The sequence below is a fragment of the Moraxella sp. CTOTU48841 genome, assembly GCF_032061225.1.
GTDB classification, from domain to species: domain Bacteria; phylum Pseudomonadota; class Gammaproteobacteria; order Pseudomonadales; family Moraxellaceae; genus Faucicola; species Faucicola cinerea.
In genome coordinates this window covers 145,790-164,782 of the sequence record NZ_DAMBFQ010000001.1, presented here as the reverse complement: position 1 = coordinate 164,782, position 18,993 = coordinate 145,790, and the positions used below count along the sequence as shown (strand labels likewise).

Annotated in this window: 16 protein-coding genes; 8 read left to right on the top strand and 8 right to left on the bottom strand. The window is 43.3% G+C overall.

Translation table 11 applies throughout. The annotated features are described in order from the left end of the window. The first annotated feature begins 53 nt into the window (after nucleotides 1–53). Both RT034_RS00660 and RT034_RS00655 read left to right on the top strand, forming a co-directional pair. On the top strand, nucleotides 54–1,805 hold the full coding sequence (locus RT034_RS00660) for a glutamine--tRNA ligase/YqeY domain fusion protein (protein WP_313012396.1): 1,752 nt from the start codon (nucleotides 54–56) through the stop codon (nucleotides 1,803–1,805). Nucleotides 1,806–2,160: 355 nt separating this feature from the next. Continuing rightward, nucleotides 2,161–3,195: a D-alanyl-D-alanine carboxypeptidase family protein gene (locus tag RT034_RS00655; RefSeq protein WP_313012392.1), complete on the top strand. Its 1,035-nt coding sequence runs from the start codon at nucleotides 2,161–2,163 to the stop codon at nucleotides 3,193–3,195. A gap of 110 nt (nucleotides 3,196–3,305) precedes the next feature. Here RT034_RS00655 and RT034_RS00650 read toward each other — a convergent pair whose 3' ends face one another. Then, nucleotides 3,306–3,632, bottom strand: coding sequence for a TraR/DksA family transcriptional regulator (locus RT034_RS00650; RefSeq protein WP_313012389.1), 327 nt, complete (start codon nucleotides 3,630–3,632; stop codon nucleotides 3,306–3,308). A gap of 278 nt (nucleotides 3,633–3,910) precedes the next feature. On the opposite strand from RT034_RS00650, the gene RT034_RS00645 reads away from it, so the two are divergent. The 4 genes from RT034_RS00645 (at nucleotide 3,911) to ruvA (ending at nucleotide 7,658) form a co-directional block, all read left to right on the top strand. Next, nucleotides 3,911–5,101 carry a phosphoglycerate kinase gene (locus tag RT034_RS00645; RefSeq protein ID WP_313012385.1) on the top strand — a complete coding sequence of 397 codons (1,191 nt, stop codon included), beginning with the start codon at nucleotides 3,911–3,913 and terminating at the stop codon, nucleotides 5,099–5,101. Between the two features lie 175 nt (nucleotides 5,102–5,276). Continuing rightward, nucleotides 5,277–5,681: a hypothetical protein gene (locus tag RT034_RS00640; protein ID WP_095355484.1), complete on the top strand. Its 405-nt coding sequence runs from the start codon at nucleotides 5,277–5,279 to the stop codon at nucleotides 5,679–5,681. A 210-nt stretch (nucleotides 5,682–5,891) separates the two neighbouring features. Further along, complete coding sequence (gene fba, locus RT034_RS00635) at nucleotides 5,892–6,929, top strand: class II fructose-bisphosphate aldolase (protein ID WP_239742214.1); 1,038 nt, start codon at nucleotides 5,892–5,894, stop codon at nucleotides 6,927–6,929. Between the two features lie 108 nt (nucleotides 6,930–7,037). Continuing rightward, on the top strand, nucleotides 7,038–7,658 hold the full coding sequence (ruvA, locus tag RT034_RS00630) for a Holliday junction branch migration protein RuvA (protein ID WP_313012377.1): 621 nt from the start codon (nucleotides 7,038–7,040) through the stop codon (nucleotides 7,656–7,658). Nucleotides 7,659–7,709: 51 nt separating this feature from the next. Here the strand turns inward: ruvA and accC are convergent, their stop codons facing one another. From accC to RT034_RS00600, 6 genes are all read right to left on the bottom strand, one after another. After that, nucleotides 7,710–9,077, bottom strand: coding sequence for an acetyl-CoA carboxylase biotin carboxylase subunit (gene accC / locus RT034_RS00625; RefSeq protein ID WP_313012376.1), 1,368 nt, complete (start codon nucleotides 9,075–9,077; stop codon nucleotides 7,710–7,712). A gap of 56 nt (nucleotides 9,078–9,133) precedes the next feature. Continuing rightward, a complete protein-coding gene (accB, locus tag RT034_RS00620; protein ID WP_313012373.1) occupies nucleotides 9,134–9,553 on the bottom strand; it encodes an acetyl-CoA carboxylase biotin carboxyl carrier protein in 420 nt (139 codons plus the stop codon). Nucleotides 9,554–9,721: 168 nt separating this feature from the next. Continuing rightward, nucleotides 9,722–10,213 carry a type II 3-dehydroquinate dehydratase gene (gene aroQ / locus RT034_RS00615; protein ID WP_313012370.1) on the bottom strand — a complete coding sequence of 164 codons (492 nt, stop codon included), beginning with the start codon at nucleotides 10,211–10,213 and terminating at the stop codon, nucleotides 9,722–9,724. Nucleotides 10,214–10,223: 10 nt separating this feature from the next. Continuing rightward, nucleotides 10,224–11,405 (bottom strand): tRNA nucleotidyltransferase/poly(A) polymerase-related protein, encoded by a 1,182-nt coding sequence (locus tag RT034_RS00610; RefSeq protein WP_313012366.1) that lies wholly within the window; start codon nucleotides 11,403–11,405, stop codon nucleotides 10,224–10,226. 82 nt (nucleotides 11,406–11,487) lie between these two features. Next, nucleotides 11,488–13,794, bottom strand: a complete 2,307-nt coding sequence (locus tag RT034_RS00605) for an NADP-dependent malic enzyme (RefSeq protein ID WP_096488862.1) — start codon at nucleotides 13,792–13,794, stop codon at nucleotides 11,488–11,490. A gap of 140 nt (nucleotides 13,795–13,934) precedes the next feature. Then, nucleotides 13,935–15,449 (bottom strand): protein adenylyltransferase SelO, encoded by a 1,515-nt coding sequence (locus tag RT034_RS00600; RefSeq protein WP_313012363.1) that lies wholly within the window; start codon nucleotides 15,447–15,449, stop codon nucleotides 13,935–13,937. Nucleotides 15,450–15,805: 356 nt separating this feature from the next. Here RT034_RS00600 and RT034_RS00595 point away from each other — a divergent pair, with 356 nt between their 5' ends. Both RT034_RS00595 and lipB read left to right on the top strand, forming a co-directional pair. Beyond that, complete coding sequence (locus RT034_RS00595; protein WP_313012360.1) at nucleotides 15,806–17,143, top strand: calcium-binding protein; 1,338 nt, start codon at nucleotides 15,806–15,808, stop codon at nucleotides 17,141–17,143. A 43-nt stretch (nucleotides 17,144–17,186) separates the two neighbouring features. Beyond that, nucleotides 17,187–17,867, top strand: coding sequence for a lipoyl(octanoyl) transferase LipB (gene lipB, locus RT034_RS00590; RefSeq protein ID WP_313012356.1), 681 nt, complete (start codon nucleotides 17,187–17,189; stop codon nucleotides 17,865–17,867). Between the two features lie 46 nt (nucleotides 17,868–17,913). Here the strand turns inward: lipB and RT034_RS00585 are convergent, their stop codons facing one another. After that, nucleotides 17,914–18,867 carry a LysR family transcriptional regulator gene (locus RT034_RS00585; RefSeq protein WP_313012354.1) on the bottom strand — a complete coding sequence of 318 codons (954 nt, stop codon included), beginning with the start codon at nucleotides 18,865–18,867 and terminating at the stop codon, nucleotides 17,914–17,916. Nucleotides 18,868–18,993 lie beyond the last annotated feature (126 nt).

Below are 18,993 nucleotides of genomic sequence, written 5' to 3'. Positions count from 1 at the left end.
TGCTAGAATGGCAGATTAGTTCACCATTTTTGTAATAGGTAAGGGGCAACCAAATGACGGCGACGACCGACAAAAATACAAAAACCGACGATACAGCAACCAATAGTGAAAAAAATGACTTTATCCGTGCGATCGTACGCGATGACCTTGCTTCGCAAAAATATAGCCAGATTGTGACCCGTTTTCCACCTGAGCCCAATGGCTACTTACATTTGGGTCATGTCAAATCTATTTGTCTCAACTTTGGGCTTGCCAAGGAGTTTGCAGGGCTGTGTAACCTACGGTTTGATGACACCAATCCTGATGCTGAAGATCAGGAGTTTGTCGATAATATCAAAGATGATGTCAAATGGCTCGGTTTTGATTGGGCAGGCGAGGCGCGCTATGCGTCCAGTTATTTTGGTCAATTGTATGATTGGGCGGTGAAATTAATCAAACAAGGCGATGCCTATGTTGATTTGCAAAGTCCTGAGGATATTCGTGAAAACCGTGGCAATTTTGGTCAGGCAGGTAAAAATTCACCTTATCGTGATGCCAGTGTTGAAGAGAATTTGCTACGCTTTGACGATATGAAACTTGGCAAATATGGCAATGGTGAAGCGGTGCTTCGTGCCAAAATCGACATGGCAAGCCCCAATATGAATATGCGCGATCCAATTTTGTATCGTGTCATGCACCAAGCGCATCACCAAACAGGCGATGATTGGTGTATTTATCCCATGTACGATTATGCTCACCCGTTGTCAGATGCAATCGAAGGGATTACGCATTCGATTTGTACCCTAGAATTTGAAGACCACCGTCCGTTTTATGATTGGGTGGTAGATAAAGTGGGTTTTGACAAAGAACCACACCAATATGAATTTGCACGCCTAAACGTGAACCATATTTTGACCAGTAAACGCAAACTCAAAAAACTGGTCGAAGATGACTTGGTGAGCGGTTGGGACGATCCTCGTATGCCGACGATTGCCGGTATGCGCCGCCGTGGTTATACCCCTGAAAGCTTGCGGGATTTTTGTGACCGTGTAGGCGTCAGCAAGTCGGACGGTGTGGTGGATTTTGGTTTACTGGAATTTAGTATCCGTAACTCATTAGAGCATGTGAATCGTGCCATGGCGGTGCTAAGCCCACTAAAAGTGACGATTACCAATTTTGATGAAGCCGTCGCCAATGTTGAAACACTCAAAAAAGACAGTGTAAAAACTAAACTCGACAATGGGGTTTTATGGTTGAGCCAGCCTAAAAATAGCCATGATGAAAGCCAAGGTATGCGTGACATTCCCTTTACCAAGGAAATATATATTGATAAAGGGGATTTTGAAATCACGCCGCCTGAAGGTTATAAACGCTTGTCACCGCAAAACCCAGAAATCCGCTTACGCAATAGTTATGTGCTAAAGATTGAGGAGCACATCACCGACGATAATGGTGAAGTGGTGGGGTTAACAGCGACTATTGACCCAAAAACGTTGGGCAACAATCCAGAAGGACGTAAGGTTAAAGGCGTGATTCATTGGGTTTCAGCCAGTCTAGGTGTACCTGCGAAGGTACGTCTGTATGAGCAGCTGTTTACCCAAGAAGACCCCGCCAAAATTGACATCAATAATTTAGCCGCAGAGATTAATCCCAATTCACTGCGTGAAGTAGATGCCATGGTCGAGCCTTCTTTATCACAAGTCAATGCAGGCGAGCGTTTCCAATTTGAACGTGAAGGGTTTTTTGTGGCAGATAGTAAAGATTATTCACCAGAGCATTTGGTGTTTAACCGTATTGTGACCTTAAAAGACAGTTTCAAACCATAAATCATCTTTAACCTATTCATCAGCTGGCATAGCAATATGTCAGCTTTTTTTGTAAAAGGATATCTTAACCTATTGTTACTTATGGTTTTATTATTGTATTAGCTAGACGGTTTTGTTATTTTTTTACATGCGTAATATTTGTACTGTGCTAAACTACTCACGTAAATTTAAGTCAGTCTTGCGTAATCAATCCGTTATTCTTGTTAGATTTTGTAACTTTTAACAGCTTGATTTTAATAGCTACTAGGCTTAAGGTATCGTTGTTGATCTGTTTTTCGTAAATATATTGGTAGTTTTGGTAACTGTATGCTTTATCCAACAGCAAGTTAACCATGATTTGATTGAGAGTGTTGAAATGAAAACATTGTTAAAGAAAACGTTGTTAGGTGCGGTCATTGCACTGGTTGGCGTACAAAGTAATGCTGAATTAAATATGCAGACAGGTAGCCAAGCTAAGGTTAGTTGGGGTGGGCAAGGTAGTTTAGACAAAGCCCGTGCTATCATGTATAACAGCACGCCACAGACGACAAGTTTTAATAGTAGCAATTATAATAACTATAACAATGCATACAGTGAGGATGATAGCTACAATCCTGCTTGGTCTCAAGACACCACGCGGGCTTCGGGCAGCTATTTTGCCAATTCCAAAGGCGCTTTGGTAGTGGATGCGTTAACGGGCAATACTATTTATGAAAAAAATGCTGATATCGCCCGTCCCATTGCCTCAATCAGTAAATTGATGACAGCTGTGGTGGTAGCGGAATCAGGCGCTAACATGAGCGAAACATTGACGATTAGTCCCTTAGATTTCAAAACCCCAAAACAATCAGGTAGTGACCGTCTAAAAGTTGGCGATCAGCTTAATCGTGCTGAAATGCTACTGATGATGATGATGAAATCAGAAAATCCCGCGGCTAAAGCATTAGCACGTACTGACCCTATGGGCTATGACAATTTTATCAGCCGTATGAACCAAAAAGCGCGTGAATTGGGGATGACGCAAACCCGTTATTATGACCCATCGGGTTTGGATTCTCGGAATGTGGCGTCACCGCGTGATTTGGCAATTTTGGCGCGCTATGCTTATAAGCATAATCTAATTAGCCAGTTTAGTACAACGCCTAGCCGCCAATTTGGGGTAAATAATATCAATTCAGGTTACCGCACGGTTGCGGCGCGCAGTACCAATTACATGGTACGCGATGGTTTATACAATATTGGCCTATCAAAAACAGGGTATATTCGTGAAGCCGGTAACTGTGTTTTGTTTGAAACCAATGTCGGTAATCGTCCAGCCATCGTAGTGTTGTTGGGCGCCAATGACTCAAAAACCCGTTGGAACGATGCAGAAAACATTATTGCTAATTTAAGCATGCGCCGATTCACCTAATCAATTCGCAATTTACAAACTAATTTTTTGATAAAAAAGCAAGGATAACTGTCCTTGCTTTTTTATGGGTGCAAAACTACCAAAACCAGCTATTTGGTGTGTTTTATAAGCTATTTAGCGTGTTTCATACAAGTGGTTGCAAAGGGTACTGCTTCTAGGCGCGCGGGCTCGATTTCTTCACCACTCACGGTGCAAATACCGTAAGTACCATTTTCGATACGAAGTAAGGCATTATTCACCAATTCAAGGTTTTGCTGGGCTTCGACTAGCAAGTTTTTACGTACATCGTTTTGCTCATTAATCACCGCTTGGTCGTCCCAATCTTGGGTCATATCCGTATCAGGATTTTGCATATCATGTTGGATTTTATGCACGCGAGTTTGGTATTCTTGTTTTAAGTCAAGTAATTGTTGTTTTGCTTTGTCAAGGTCAACCATAAAGCCTCCAATTTTATAATAAAATATTGAACGCAGTGCTGCGTTCATGTTTTTGTTATTATAAGCTTATCATCAAGACCCTTCTTAATAAAGTAGTAATATAGTAGTCATACCGTGTTATCACCGCGCGCAGCATTAGTTGATAGCATCAATAATGTTAAAAATACTCAAAATATGCTAATCTACGCTTATTTTTTTATTCAATTTTTGTTGTCATGTGACGACGTTTTATCAACCCCTACGGGTCACCATCCTGTTGTTAACTTAGAGGTTAATCCATGCAATTTGCTCGTTTAAACGATATTGATGTTTCTGGCAAAACAGTTTTGATTCGCGAAGATTTAAATGTACCGTTAAAAGATGGCAAAATTGCCAATGATGCCCGCTTAAAAGCAAGCTTGCCCACTATTCAGTTGGCTTTAGATAAAGGCGCAGCGGTTATCGTGTGTTCGCATCTAGGTCGCCCAGACCCCTCAAACCCTGAAGCCAAATATTCATTGCAGCCAGTCGCAGATTATTTGGGCGATGCCCTTGGCAAACCTGTCAAATTAGTGACCGATTATGCCCAAAATAATGTGACAGTAGCCCCAGGTGAAGTTGTGTTACTGGAAAATGTACGTTTTAATGCGGGTGAAAAGAAAAACGATGCTGCTTTATCTGAACGTTATGCCGCTTTATGTGATGTATTTGTGATGGATGCTTTTGGTACTGCTCACCGTGCTGAAGCGTCGACAGAAGGCGTTATCGCCAAAGCAAAGATTGCCTGTGCAGGCCCATTATTGGCGGCAGAACTTGATGCATTAGCCAAAGCTTTAGATAACCCGGCCAAGCCCATGCTTGCGATTGTTGGTGGCTCGAAAGTTTCTACCAAATTGGATGTGCTTAAATCATTGGCAAAAATCTGTGACCAAATCATTGTGGGTGGTGGTATTGCCAATACATTCTTGGCAGCCAAAGGTGCCAATGTCGGTGCATCGCTATATGAAGCGGACATGGTGGAAACGGCCAAAAGTATTATGCAAGAGACCCATGTATTACTACCTGACGAAGTGGTCGTCGCCAAAAAATCACAGATTGATTTTGATGATTTTTTGGGCTCGCTAGAATCTGCCGATGCGGTAACCAAATCAGTCGATATCATTGCAGATGATGAAATGATTCTAGACATTAGTCCAAGCAGTGCGGCAAAACTTGCCGATGCGATTAAAAATGCCAAAACCATCTTATGGAATGGTCCTGTCGGCGTATTTGAAGTCGATAAATTTGGTGAAGGTACCAAAATCGTTAGTGAAGCAGTCGCAGCAAGTGCAGGCTTTAGCATTGCAGGCGGTGGTGATACACTCGCTGCGATTGATAAATACAAGGTCGCCGATAAAGTAAGCTACACATCAACAGGGGGCGGGGCGTTCTTAGAATTTGTGGAAGGTAAAACGCTACCTGCCGTGCACGCACTGAGCCAACGCGCCTAAATGCCATCAATCATTATGATTAATTCAGCGATTCAAATTTATCATCGCTGAATTAATGTAATGTTAAGTTAATATTTGTATGGTAAACATTGTAATTAATTGCACCAAAAATATATTGTCGATAAGATATTATGCAAGTATGTATACCCATATGTTTGGCGTTTAAGGAATGAATATGTTAAAACGTAATTTAGTATTGGCAACTTTATTAGCCACTTTATCAATTACTGCGTGTAGTAAAAAAACGGAAGAAGCCGCAGCTAACGGTCAGCCTGAAGCTGCAGCGAGCGCAGCGGGTCAAGACATTAAAGACGCGACTGCCAGTGCCGCTAGCGCAACAGCAAATGCAGGTGACGCAGTTGCCAGTGCTGCTACCACGGGTGCCGCGGTTGCCCAAGGCGCAGCAATCAACGCGACTGAAGCTGTTGCCAATGGTGCCGCGCAAGCCACCGCAAACGTAGCCTCTGCTGTAGCGACTGGTGCAGCCAATGTAGCCCAAGGTGCAGAAGCAGTTAAAAACGATGCAGCAAATAGCAACACTGATATCCAAACCACGGTACCAGAAAAACAAAAATACTAATTTTTGCATTTAGCCTAAAAAAGCCCCAAAATGATTTTGGGGCTTTTTATTGGGTTGGGTAGCTTGCCATAATATCGTTCATCTCAAAGTTATTTTTTTTGAATTCAAATTATAACGCACTTCTGTTATACTCAAGCCTTGTCCAACACGGCAAAACCCAATTTTTTTAAAATTTTCAATTGATTATTAACTTTACCAAGAGAAAGTAATATGGCTTTGATTTCTTTGCGTCAGCTTTTAGACCATGCAGCAGAAAACAACTATGGTGTTCCTGCATTTAATGTCAATAACTTAGAGCAAATGCGTGCCATTATGATGGCAGCGGATGAAACCAATTCACCTGTGATTGTGCAAGCATCGGCAGGCGCACGCAAATACGCAGGTGCCCCATTTTTACGCCATCTTATTTTGTCTGCCATTGAAGAGTGGCCACATATTCCAGTGGTTATGCACCAAGACCATGGTACCAGTCCAGAGGTTTGCCAACGCTCAATCCAACTGGGTTTTTCATCGGTGATGATGGATGGCTCGTTAAAAAGTGATGGTAAAACCCCTGCAGATTATGATTATAATGTGGCAGTGACGCGTGAAGTGGTAAAACTCTCTCACGCTTGTGGCGTATCAGTAGAAGGTGAAATTGGCGTTTTAGGTAGCCTTGAAACGGGTATGGCTGGTGAAGAAGATGGCGTAGGGGCGGAAGGGAAACTTGACCACTCACAGCTATTAACCAGCGCCGATGAAGCCGAGCAATTTGTCAAAGATACCCATGTGGATGCACTTGCGATTGCAGTCGGTACTAGCCACGGGGCGTATAAATTTACCCGACCACCTACCGATGATATCTTATCGATTGCACGTATCAAAGAAATTCATGCCCGTATTCCTAATACTCACCTAGTAATGCACGGCTCTTCAAGTGTGCCACAAGAATGGCTCAAAGTGATTAATGAAAATGGCGGCAATATCGGTGAGACTTATGGTGTGCCAGTTGAGCAAATCGTAGAAGCCATCAAACATGGTGTACGTAAAGTCAATATCGATACCGATTTACGTTTGGCATCAACCGGAGCCATTCGCAAATTCCTCGCTGAAAATCCAGCAGAATTTGACCCACGCAAATATTTTGCCAAAACCATCGATGCCATGAAAGCGGTTTGTATTGATCGCTATACTGCATTTGGTACGGCGGGTAATGCGGATAAAATTCGCCCAATTAGTCTAGAAAAAATGGTTAGTTTCTATAACTAAATACTAGAACTAAAGTTTTAGCAAATGACTAAAAAGCATGACATTCAAGTGGGTTGACTGAGGTTGCCCACTTTTTTATTGGATTAAATTATTTGTAGCGAGTCATCAATGATAGGATTAATTCAAGGGCAAGTGCATCATCTAATGGCACCTACGGTAGTGGTGATGACCACAGCGGGCGTTGGGTATGAAATTGAGATGCCGCTCAATGCATTTTGCCAAGTACAATTAAATCAGTCCGTCACCTTGTGGACGCATTTTTTGGTACGCGAGGATGCTCAGTTGTTATTTGGGTTTTTAAGCCATAGCGATCGGGAAGTGTTTAGACTGTTGCTTAAAGTCAATGGGGTGGGGGCAAAGATGGCATTGGCAATGATGTCAACCGTAACAGTGCAGGAATTGCACCAGTTTGTGATGAACAATGATGAGCTTGCATTGACGCGTATCCCAGGGGTTGGAAAAAAAACCGCACAGCGATTGATTGTTGAGTTAAAAGACAAAATCAAGCACTTAGGTGATACGTCAGGTTTTACACCTTTATTGCCACTAGAGACCGATAGTGATAATGAAGGCATTATTATTGCTGAAGTCGAAGCGGGGTTGATTGCACTAGGTTATCGCGATAAAGAAGCGCAAGCTGCGATAAAACTGGCAAAATCTGCCATTGATTCACCGTTAACCACCCAAAATCTGCTTAAGGCGTCTCTGAAAAATTTGGCGATGAATTAAAATTGCATAAAAAAAGAGGCTCAAATGACCCTCTTTTTTTTACCATTAACTTTATTCTTTTTCGGTTTTTGACGTCTCTGGGGGAGATAATAAGTTTTTTTCTAGATAATGAATGTTTTGCGCTTGTTTACAAAATGCCTTATCTTGCAAAATCACATCGCGATGCAATGGCACATTGGTTTTGATGCCCGTAATAATCAGCTCGTCAAGGGCATGGCGAAGCTTGGCAATCGCTTGTTCACGGGTTTGACCATGACAGATTAATTTGCCGATTAATGAGTCATAAAAGGTAGGGATGGCATAGTTGGGATAAAGGTGCGAGTCAAAACGTACACCGCTACCATTTGGCATAAAGAAGTGGGTCACCGTACCGGGTGAGGGCATGAAAGTCACAGGATCTTCGGCATTGATACGGCACTCGATGGCATGACCGCGAATTTCGATTTCGTTTTGACGATACGATAGCCCATAGCCAGATGCGATTTTGAGTTGTTCAACCACCACATCAATGCCGGTAATCATCTCAGTGACAGGATGTTCAACCTGTACGCGGGTGTTCATCTCAATAAAGAAAAATTGCTCGTCTTCATATAAAAATTCAAACGTCCCTGCACCGCGATAGTTAATTTGCTCACAAGCACGAACGCAAGCTTGCAAAATGGGTTCTTTAATATCATCAGGAATCTCTGGGGCAGGGGCTTCTTCAAGCACTTTTTGGTGACGACGTTGTAGCGAGCAATCGCGATCAAATAAATGAATGGCATTGCCTTCGCCGTCACCTAAAACTTGCACTTCGACGTGGCGTGGGTTTTTTAAAAAGCGCTCCATATAGACGCTATCATCCCCAAACCACAATTCGGCTTCTTGTTTGGCGGCTTGCACTTGAGATAGTAACTGCTCAAGGCGTTCAACCACACGCATACCACGACCACCACCACCCGCTGCCGCTTTGATCAACAGAGGAAAACCAATGGCTCTAGCTTGTTCTTCAGCGTTAGCCAAAGTGACGCTGCCTACTGAGCCAGGGACGGTAGGCACACCGGCTTTTTTCATGGCGTTGATAGCGGAGATTTTGTTACCCATTAGGCGAATGTGCTCAGGCGCAGGACCTACGAAGGTTAGCCCTGCCTCTTCCACACGTTCGGCAAATTCAGCATTTTCAGATAAAAACCCATAACCTGGGTGAATAGCATCAGCGCCAGAGATTTCTGCGGCTGTTAAGATAGTATCGATATTGAGATAGCTTTGACTGGCATTGGGCTTGCCAATACAGATGGATTCGTCAACGAATCGAAGGTGCATCAAGTTGTCATCTGCAGTTGAGTAGACGCCCACCGTTTGGATGCCAAGCTGCTTACAAGCGCGAACAATGCGAAGCGCAATTTCACCACGATTGGCGATCAGTAATTTTTTTATCATTGCTATCCCTAATTTTTATCGATAATCAAACTTCAAATATACAAAAAAGTTAAAAATTAAGACTCGTAACGGACAATCGGTTGACCAAATTGCACCACATCGCCGTTTTGTACCAAGATTTCTGCAATGATACCACTTTGGGTTGCTTCAAGCGGGTTCATGATTTTCATGGCTTCAATAATGCCTAAACTATCGCCTGCTTGTACTTGTTGACCGACCTTGATAAATGGCGCGTCATTAGGACTCGGTGCAACATAATAGACTCCAACCATCGGTGATGTTTCTACCATGCCAGATTTTGCAGGGGCAGCATTAGCGGTTGTCGTGGTGGCTGTAGTTGCTGTGACGGGTTGAACATTCGCTTGGGGTAAATGGCGTGAAATAGAGACCTTTTTATCGCCATCTTGTACGGTTAATTCTGCTAACGTTCGCTCTTCCATTAAGTCAATAAGTTGCTTGATTTTACTTATATCCATATCCTAACTACCTTAAAATTATACGCTTCATAGACAACTAATTCATAGATTGCCGTATTGTAACAAGATTTTTCTAAAATAAATAGATATAGCAGGGTATATTTGTGTACGTTTGTACACTTAAAATTTGCTGCCATGTTGCTATTGATTTTAGGATAAATTATGTTGTTATTGATATTTTTGAACCAGATAATTAAACGCTGCGGTATAACCAAAAGCGCCCATACCACAGATGACGGCTTCAGCTTTGTCACTAAAATAAGAATGCTGTCGAAATGGCTCACGCGTGTGAATATTGGAAAGATGAACTTCTATAAAAGGTTTATTTACGGCGAGTAGGGCATCGCGAATTGCCACCGATGTGTGAGTAAAGGCAGCGGGATTGATGATAATCGCGTCAATTTGCTCGTCAAGATTTGTGGTTAACAAACCGTGATGATGGATTTTATCGATGAGGGCAGATTCTTGATTTGTTTGAAAACAGGTGAGTTTAACTTGATGATTACTGGCTAATTGTCTTATATCATCTTCAATATGTTGTAGGGTTTGAAATCCGTAGATTTCTGGTTCTCGCTTGCCAAGCAAATTAAGATTGGGACCATTTAATACTAACACATGGGTTAGTTGGGTCTTTGCTATTGCTGTTGTTGTCGTCGTCATGATGCTTCCTTTATCGTGGCTGATTTAAAATTTCCTCAAGTTTTTGCAACCTTAGCTTGTCAATGGCTTCACCGATGTGTTTGCCGGTCAGCTCACTTGCCACATCTTTGGCAGAAATTTGAGTTAACTGCGTTTTGATGGTGGTTAATAGCGCGGTTTGTTTGACCTGTTGATAAAGATGAACGACTTTCAAGGCTTGCTCTAAAAGTGAGGTGTCTTTAAGGCTATTACTCAATCTTAACAGTTCAAATAATGGGTCTGCAGTTAAGTGATCGAAATTTTTTAATTCATCAAAATGCTCAAGAATAAATAATCCCAATCGCTCAGTGTTTTTTGGTACCTTTAAACCTTGGCAAAATTCTAAATACTCGGTGGTTGGGTTATTGTGTTGCTGGTGAGACTTAAAGCAGGTGGCTATAAGGGCGAATTTCATGACGTTGTCCGCTTGTTGCTCTCCCGCCATTCGCAGGCTAGATAACATCAATTGCCATTGGCTAGGATTGTCGTTGGATGCTTGATGCAGTTTTGGCATAATGACATCGAGGACATTGAGCTGATAAAGCGTGTCAAAATAAATATCCGACCAAACTTGCGTTAACGCTTTTGACGTCTCTGACCATACCCGCTCAGCGACAAGATGATTGAGCTCACCCGCGGCTTTCATTTGGCTGGTAAGTTTAGCGGTTGATTCATCGACCGTAAATCCGAGCGGGGCATAACGACTGGCAAAACGGGCAAGGCGCAATACACGTACCGGATCTTCTGTAAAAGCGATGGACACATGGCGTAATTTTTTTTGCTGAATATCTGCTAAGCCACCATACGGGTCGATGATATCGCGCGCATCAAATTTGCCCTGTTTAAAACCGCAGTCAAACAAGCCATTGACTTGTATGGCCATGGCATTGATGGTGAGATCGCGCCTGGCTAAATCTTCCTCTAAGGTGACAGCGGCGTCAGCGTGTATGTTAAAACCAAGATAGCCGTTACCGCTTTTGCGTTCCGTGCGAGCCAGTGCATATTCGTCATGGGTCTTTGGGTGTAAAAAAACCGGAAAATCGGCACCTACCTGCGAAAATCCCAGCTCCAGCATCTGCTTAGGCGTTGCGCCGACCACCACATAATCGTGTTCAGTGACCTCTCGCGCTAATACATAATCGCGTACCGCACCACCGACCAAATAAACCTGCATGATTACCCCAATGTTTTAACTAAATTAAACCCATAAAAAAACCAGTTTAGAGCACTAAACTGGTTTTATCAATCAACAAAAATTATTTTGCCAATTCTTGCGCTTGCGTTACCGCTACAGCTGTCATATTGACGATACGACGTGCTGTCGCAGAAGATGTCAAGATATGTACAGGTCGTTGCGCTCCCAATAACAATGGACCGACAGTGACACTATTGGTCGCGGTTTTTAGCAAGTTAAATGCGATGTTAGCCGCATCTAAGTCTGGCATGATGAGTAGGTTGGCTGAACCCGTCAACTTGCTAAATGGGAATGAGGCATGGCGGATACGGTCATCAAGCGCGGTATCACCATGCATTTCGCCGTCAAACTCAAAATCAACATTCATATCGGTCAATAAATCATAAACTTGACGCATTTTTTTGGCGCTTTCAAAGTCAGATGAACCAAAGTTTGAATGTGATAACAATGCCACACGCGGTTCAAGACCAAAGCGGCGGACTTCTTGCGCTGCTAATACTGTCATTTCTGCTAGTTGTTCAGCAGTTGGGTCTTCATGAACATAAGTGTCAGCGATGAACAAGTTACGACCTTGAATCAATAAGGCATTTAACGCATAAAAATCTTTAGCATCTGCTTGTTTTTTGATGACGTTTTGCACGTAGTTTAAGTGCAAGTGATATGAACCAAAAGTACCACAAATCATACCATCAGCATCGCCACGTTCAACCATTAGCGCGCCAATCAAAGAAGTTTTACGGCGAACATCACGACGTGCCAATTCAACCGTCACACCATTGCGTTTGTTCATCTCATAATAAAACTGCCAGTAGTCTTTGTAACGTGGGTCGCTTTCGATGTTGACTAGGTCATAGTTTTCACCTGCCACCATACGTAAGCCCAACCGTTGGATTTGGTTGGCAATAATGGTTGGACGACCGACCAAGATAGGTTTTGCCAAGCCTTCATCCACCACCACTTGCACTGCCCGTAATACGTTTTCATCCTCACCTTCACAGTAAACGATACGTTTTGGCTCTTGTTTGGCACGGGTAAAAATAGGTTTCATCAAGAACGCAGAGTTATAAACGAACTCTGAGAGTTTATCGCGATAAGCACGCATATTTTCGATAGGTAGCGTGGCAACGCCAGAATCCATCGCAGCTTTGGCAACTGCTGGTGCAATCTCCAAAATCAAATTTGGCTCTAGCGGTCCAGGGATTAGGTATTCACGACCAAAACGTTGGGTTTCATCCACCGTTTTCTGACCTTTTTGTGGGGTGGCTTCTACATGTGCCATGGCAGCAATGGCCCGCACGCAGGCAATTTTCATTTCTTCGTTGACGGTCGTGGCACCCACGTCAAGCGCACCGCGGAAGATATAAGGGAAACAAAGCGCGTTGTTTACTTGGTTTGGATAGTCAGAGCGACCTGTGGCGATAATCGCATCGGGACGCACCGCTTTGGCGTCTTCAGGTAGGATTTCTGGGTTTGGATTGGCGAGGGCAAAGATAATGGGATCTTGCGCCATGCGTTTTACCATATCTTGGGTCAGCATGCCAGCGGCAGATAGACCTAAGAACATGTCTGCGCCTTCAATCACATCCGATAAGGTTTTGGCTTCAGTATCGCGGGCATAACGCTGTTTTGACTCATCGAGGTTTGCTCGGTTGCTGGTGATGATGCCTTTTGAGTCAGCGACAAAGATGTGTTCTTTTTTTGCGCCCAACGCACAAATCAAATCCAAACAAGAAATCGCTGCGGCACCCGCACCAGAGACCACAATTTTGATGTCTTCGATTTTTTTACCGGTAATTTCTAGCGCGTTTAATAACGCGGCAGACGCAATAATCGCGGTACCATGTTGGTCATCATGGAACACAGGGATATTCATGCGTTTACGCAGTTCTTTTTCAATATAAAAACACTCAGGGGCTTTGATATCTTCAAGATTGATACCGCCGAAGGTAGGCTCTAAAGAGGCAATCGCTTCGATGAATTTATCCGGATCGTTTTGTGCTACTTCAATGTCAAACACATCAATGCCGGCAAATTTTTTGAACAGCACGCCTTTACCTTCCATCACGGGTTTTGACGCCAAAGGACCGATATTGCCCAATCCTAAAACAGCGGTACCATTGGTCACCACACCAACTAAGTTGCTACGAGCGGTATAAAGCGCGGCTTTTTTGGGGTCTTTTTCAATTTCTAGACAAGGTACGGCAACGCCAGGCGAATAGGCAAGTGCCAAATCACGTTGATTGGCAAGTGCCTTGATGGGGGTAACAGAAATTTTACCTGGGCGTGGATTGGCATGATAATGCAAGGCGGCTTGTTCAAATAATTCTTTGTCTGATAAGCCATTGTTGGTCGGCGATAATTTATCCATAATATCCTTCGTTGCGACAGTCGTTTTCGAATCGTAGTGTTCGCTATTCTAGCACTATTGACAGATTGATGACTAGTTGAGTACCGGCAAAAAATAAAACTAGTTAGGTAAAAATCGCGCTACCGACCTTGGCTATCATCTCAAGATGAGCAGCTGACGCATATTTCAGGCGCATCTGCCAACGGTGGCTCAGTGTCACTTGGCTTGGCTAATGCGCTAACTTGGTAAGGATTAGCCAATAGCTGATAGAGTCTATCCACCTCGCTCATGTCATTTTGTTCAGCCAATTCAATGGCTTGCTGTGCCATGCTGTTTCTTAATACATACACGGGATTGTGTCTCATTACCAACTGCAAAGAATCCTGCTGTAATTTGGTATGGTAGGTAGCAATCCAATCCGCTAAGGTGGCATTGGGTTGACCGTTACCGCTGCTAATTGAAATTTTCAACTGATTAAGTAAATTAAATTCATGTAATAGGTTTAATTTATCATTAGGTTTGGCGTCAGCAACGATTGCTACTAGCGCTCGCAAGCTATTGGTAAAGTCGAGTTTGTTTTGCTGCATGATCTCCAAGTACTGCAAAGCAAAGTCACAGTTTTCTTCACTGATGGCTAAGCCAAATTTTTGGCAGAGACCTTGCTGATAATACTGATAAAAAATCTCACCAAAACTGTCTAAAATGTCGGTCAAATGCTCGCGCGACAAGGTTTCTGGCGGATGATTGGCGGTCAGTTTTTCGCCATTAAGGCGTAAAAATAAGGTAATCAGACGTGACAAATTCCAAAGTCCAATGGAAGGCTGGTTTTGATAAACATAACGCCCGTTGTAATCAGAATGGTTATTGATCCAAATCGGATTAAAGCGCTCCATAAAACCGTAAGGACCAAAATCGATGGTAGCGCCTGTGATAGATAAATTGTCGGTATTCATCACCCCATGGGCAAAGCCAATCAGCTGCCAATCCGCCAGGGTTTTGGCAGTTTTATCAACGACTTGCCGCAAAAAATCTTGAATGGGCGTGTCACTGTCAAAACATGGGTTAAAATAGGTTTTGATGACATAACGGGTAAAATACAGCAATAAATCAGGCGCATAATTTGCCACCCATTCAAAATGCCCAAAGCGAATGTGACAATCTGCGGTACGTAGTAGCGCCGCGCCGCGTTCGCGTGTCTCACGGTTGACAGGGGTATCTGAAACCACAAAGCCCAGTGCGTTGCTAGACCGAATGCCTAAGGAATTAAGCGCATGACCCGCCAAATACTCTCGCACTACGCTTCGAATCACCGCACGACCATCCCCCATGCGCGAGTAGGGGGTTAATCCTGCCCCTTTCAGATGTAAATCCGTTAATTGTCCGTCTTTATCGATTACCTGAGCGAGTAATAGACCACGACCATCGCCTAATTGCCCTGCCCATTGCCCAAATTGGTGTCCAGCATACGCCATGGCTAACGGTTCAAAGCCGTCGGGAACGATGTCACCGCCCAAGATTTTGACCCAATGCTGTGTTAAAAATTCATCATCTGCCCAACCAATTTGGCGGGCGACTTGCGGATTAAAATGCCCTGCTTGCGGGTTGTTGAGCGGTTTGGGGGGTTGTTTATGGTAGAGCCTTGGATCGAGCGTGGCATACGAGTTTTCGATTTTCATAATTTTTCCATGTTTATAGGCATGACTAATCTGGCGGTTAAATGCACCCTGTTTAGGGCGTTTTAAGTTATTAATTGCGCTATAATAGCGCGTTAACGGCCGGCTTAAAATTTGATAAAGCTTGCTGATGTTTTTGAAAATTTATATTGCTTACTATACCTTTATCCGACGATAAGGTCTGTGCAATAACTGTGCATGAGTCAATGCCGCTATAAAACTCACTTTTTGCTGTTATAAAGCGTTACTTGATAGAAGATCCGCTTAAAAAAAAGCAGTTAAAAAAAACAGGTAAAGAAAGCCTCTTAAAAAGCCACTTAAACAAACTACCTAAAAAGCCACTTACTTAAAGGAAGGTCATGCCTGCGTTAGATCTGAACAATCCCAACAATGTCTATTTGGTTCAGTCGGGGTTTAATGTCGAAGATATCGAAAAATCGCCTACCTTGGTCAATTTGCTTAATCGATTTCAAGGTAACTTACTCATTGATGAGCAAGATACCACCGTCGGTGTCGGCGCAAAAGCCTACGGCAATACCATTCATATTGCTAAAAGTTATAAAAATTTTTTGAACATCGCCCATGAGCTAGGGCACGCAACCGGTCAATACCAACAAATTAATCGTGATAAAAACAATTTGTATCAATTTGATACGCCACAAGCCTATGGAATGGCACGCGCCAAAGCGGAGGGTGAGGCAACTTATTATGAGTTTTTGGTGGCAAAAGAATTGGGGTATCAACGGTTTGTCAAACCCTTGTGGCTTGATAACGCGGCAAAACCGCAAGATAAAGATGTGTTTACTGAAGTCGATGAAATCATGCGCCAAGCAATCAGTGAAAACGACAAAATAACCCAATTGGCAGTCCTTAATCAAAGCATGTTGCCCAGTGGGCAGTTTCACGCGCCACTTTATACGTATGATGAATACAATACCTTGGTGTTCTTGAATAACCGTTTTGCTATTTCGCGGATATCGCAAGATTATCAGCAAGCATTTGGCAAGCCGCTGGATTGGAACAGTTATGAAGCTAAATCCCTTGCCAATAAAGCTAACCAGCATTTTGGCACTTTAGTTAATGACATCATCATCAATCACCATATTGACGGTTCTGTACTTGGACAGCAGGGTTTAGGGGATTTATTATGGGGTAGTCAGGGGGATGATGTGCTAGTGGGTAATAGCGGTCAAGATAGGCTGCTAGGCGGTGCTGATGATGATGTGCTCATCGGCAATGCCGGTGATGATGTGCTAGTGGGTGGCATGGGCAATGATGTATATTATTTCACCAAAGGATTTGGTCATGATACCATCATCAATGTGGGCGGTGGTAAAGATACGCTTTATCTTGCAGATAGAGGCTATGACGAGCTCAGCTTGTTCACGCAAGAAAAGCAGGATTTAACGCTGGATTTTGCAACTAGTTTGCACAATGAGAAAACCCGTAAAGCGACTGACGATCAACTTACCATCAAAGATTTTTATTTGGGCGGTGATAACGCAAGTTTAGCCATCGGTTTTGCAAAAAGCGGCAACGCCAACCCTGCGATGCTGATGCCAGTCAGTCAATTAACCAGGCAATTAACAAATTTTGGCTCAGTCGGGCAGCGTGATATGAGTGATTATCAGTCAGTGCTAGAAAAATCTCTTTTACAACTGGGCAAAGTCAATCTTACTGCTACAAACGACAAATAAGCGGTTTGTCACACAAACTTGAAAGCTACTGCAAGGAAATGCGATGTTACCATTAGAAATTAAATATTTGCAAAACGCTCAATATGAACCTACCCATGCGGCGATGCTGGCACGTGTGTTATCGCGTATCGAGCAAAAAAAATCTGCCAGCAGCGAGCAGGCGCAGCTTAGCGCTGATGAGTTATGGATTGTAGATCATGATAATGTGTTTACACTGGGTCAAGCGGGCAAACCTGAACATATTTTGCAAAGAGATAATACCCCCATCATCCACACCGATCGTGGCGGTCAAGTCACTTGGCACGGTCATGGGCAATTGGTGGTGTATTTTTTATTTGATTTAAATACGTTGGGGTGGGGCGTGCGCGATTTGGTCAGTAAAGCTGAAAACATCATCATTGATGTCATCACGCCTTATTTGCCGCCAGATTTTTATGCCAAAGCGCGTGCGGATGCGCCAGGGGTGTATGTGTATAATCAAGACGATTTAGAACTTGGTAAAATTGCGTCATTGGGATTTAAGATAAAACACGGCTTTAGTTATCATGGCATCGCAATCAATGTACAGAATGATTTGACCCCGTTTCAAATGATCAACCCTTGTGGCTATGCCGGCATGACCATGTTGCGTCTAGCAGATTTTGCGGACGTGGATTATCAAGCATTTACCCAACAATTTATCAACCGTGTCAACCAAGAACGTCAATTTAGCCTAAGCAAATAAAATTTTACTAGAGGCTTAAATATAAGGGTCTTTAATATAAATGTCTTTAATTCAACGATTGATTAGAGTAGGTAATGCCTTTAGCTTCATACACTTGGTAAGTCGCCTGCAGTAAATCATCAATATACGGATTGGATTGGTGTGCCAACACATTCATAAAAATTGGGGTTGTCGCATCTTCGTGGCGTAGACGATGATAATGAATTTGCTCGGTACGGACGGTTTTTAAACTATCAGGCACTAAGGTGATGCCTTCACCTGCCGCCACCAAGCCCAAAGCGATTTGGATATCGCGCACTTTGGTGGTCAAATGAGGTGACAACTGATGGCGGGCAAACAAATACATGAGTTGGTCAGTTTCGCCATTCAATAGCGGATTTTGCAGGATTGGCAAGGGCGTGCGATGATACAAAATGAGGGTATCTTCTAGCAGCTCTTTCAATGCGATGCCTATATCATCCGGGCGTGATGCCAAGGGGTGCGCCATCGGCAGCGCCACCACAAAGCGTTCATGCCGTAAAAATATCTGTTGCACAAAGTTGTCAATGTGCCGAAATCTTCCAAACCCCACATCGATGTCTCCCGACTTTAGCGCTGACATTTGCTGCTCCGAATTGATTTCGACCAGCTTGATATCCAAATTGGGATGTCGCTGTTTGACTGTAGAAATAATCTCAGGCAACAAACCGTACAGCACCGAGGCGACAAATCCAATCGTGAGATGATTGGTTCGATGCGGCTGGGCAAAGCGCTGAGTCAACTCACGGGCTTGCTCAAGTTGCAACAATATTGGCTCAATCTGTGCCAAAAAAAAATTCCCTGCTGCGGTTAAAGTCATTGGGCGGTGATAGCGATCAAGCAGCTCGACACCCAGCTCGCTTTCAAGTTGCTGGACATGGCGGCTTAACGATGGCTGCGATATAGCCAAGGTTTTGGCAGCTTGGCTAAAACTGCCTGCTTTTGCCACTACCACAAAATAAGTGAGTTGTGAAATATCCATATCAATACTCAATGATCATTACAGCGTTGTGTTATCGGGGTTAAAAGCTATTTATTGATTTATTAAGTTTGCTATCACGCCAAAAAATTCAATGAATGTTACAAAAAATGTCAAATTTATGTCCCC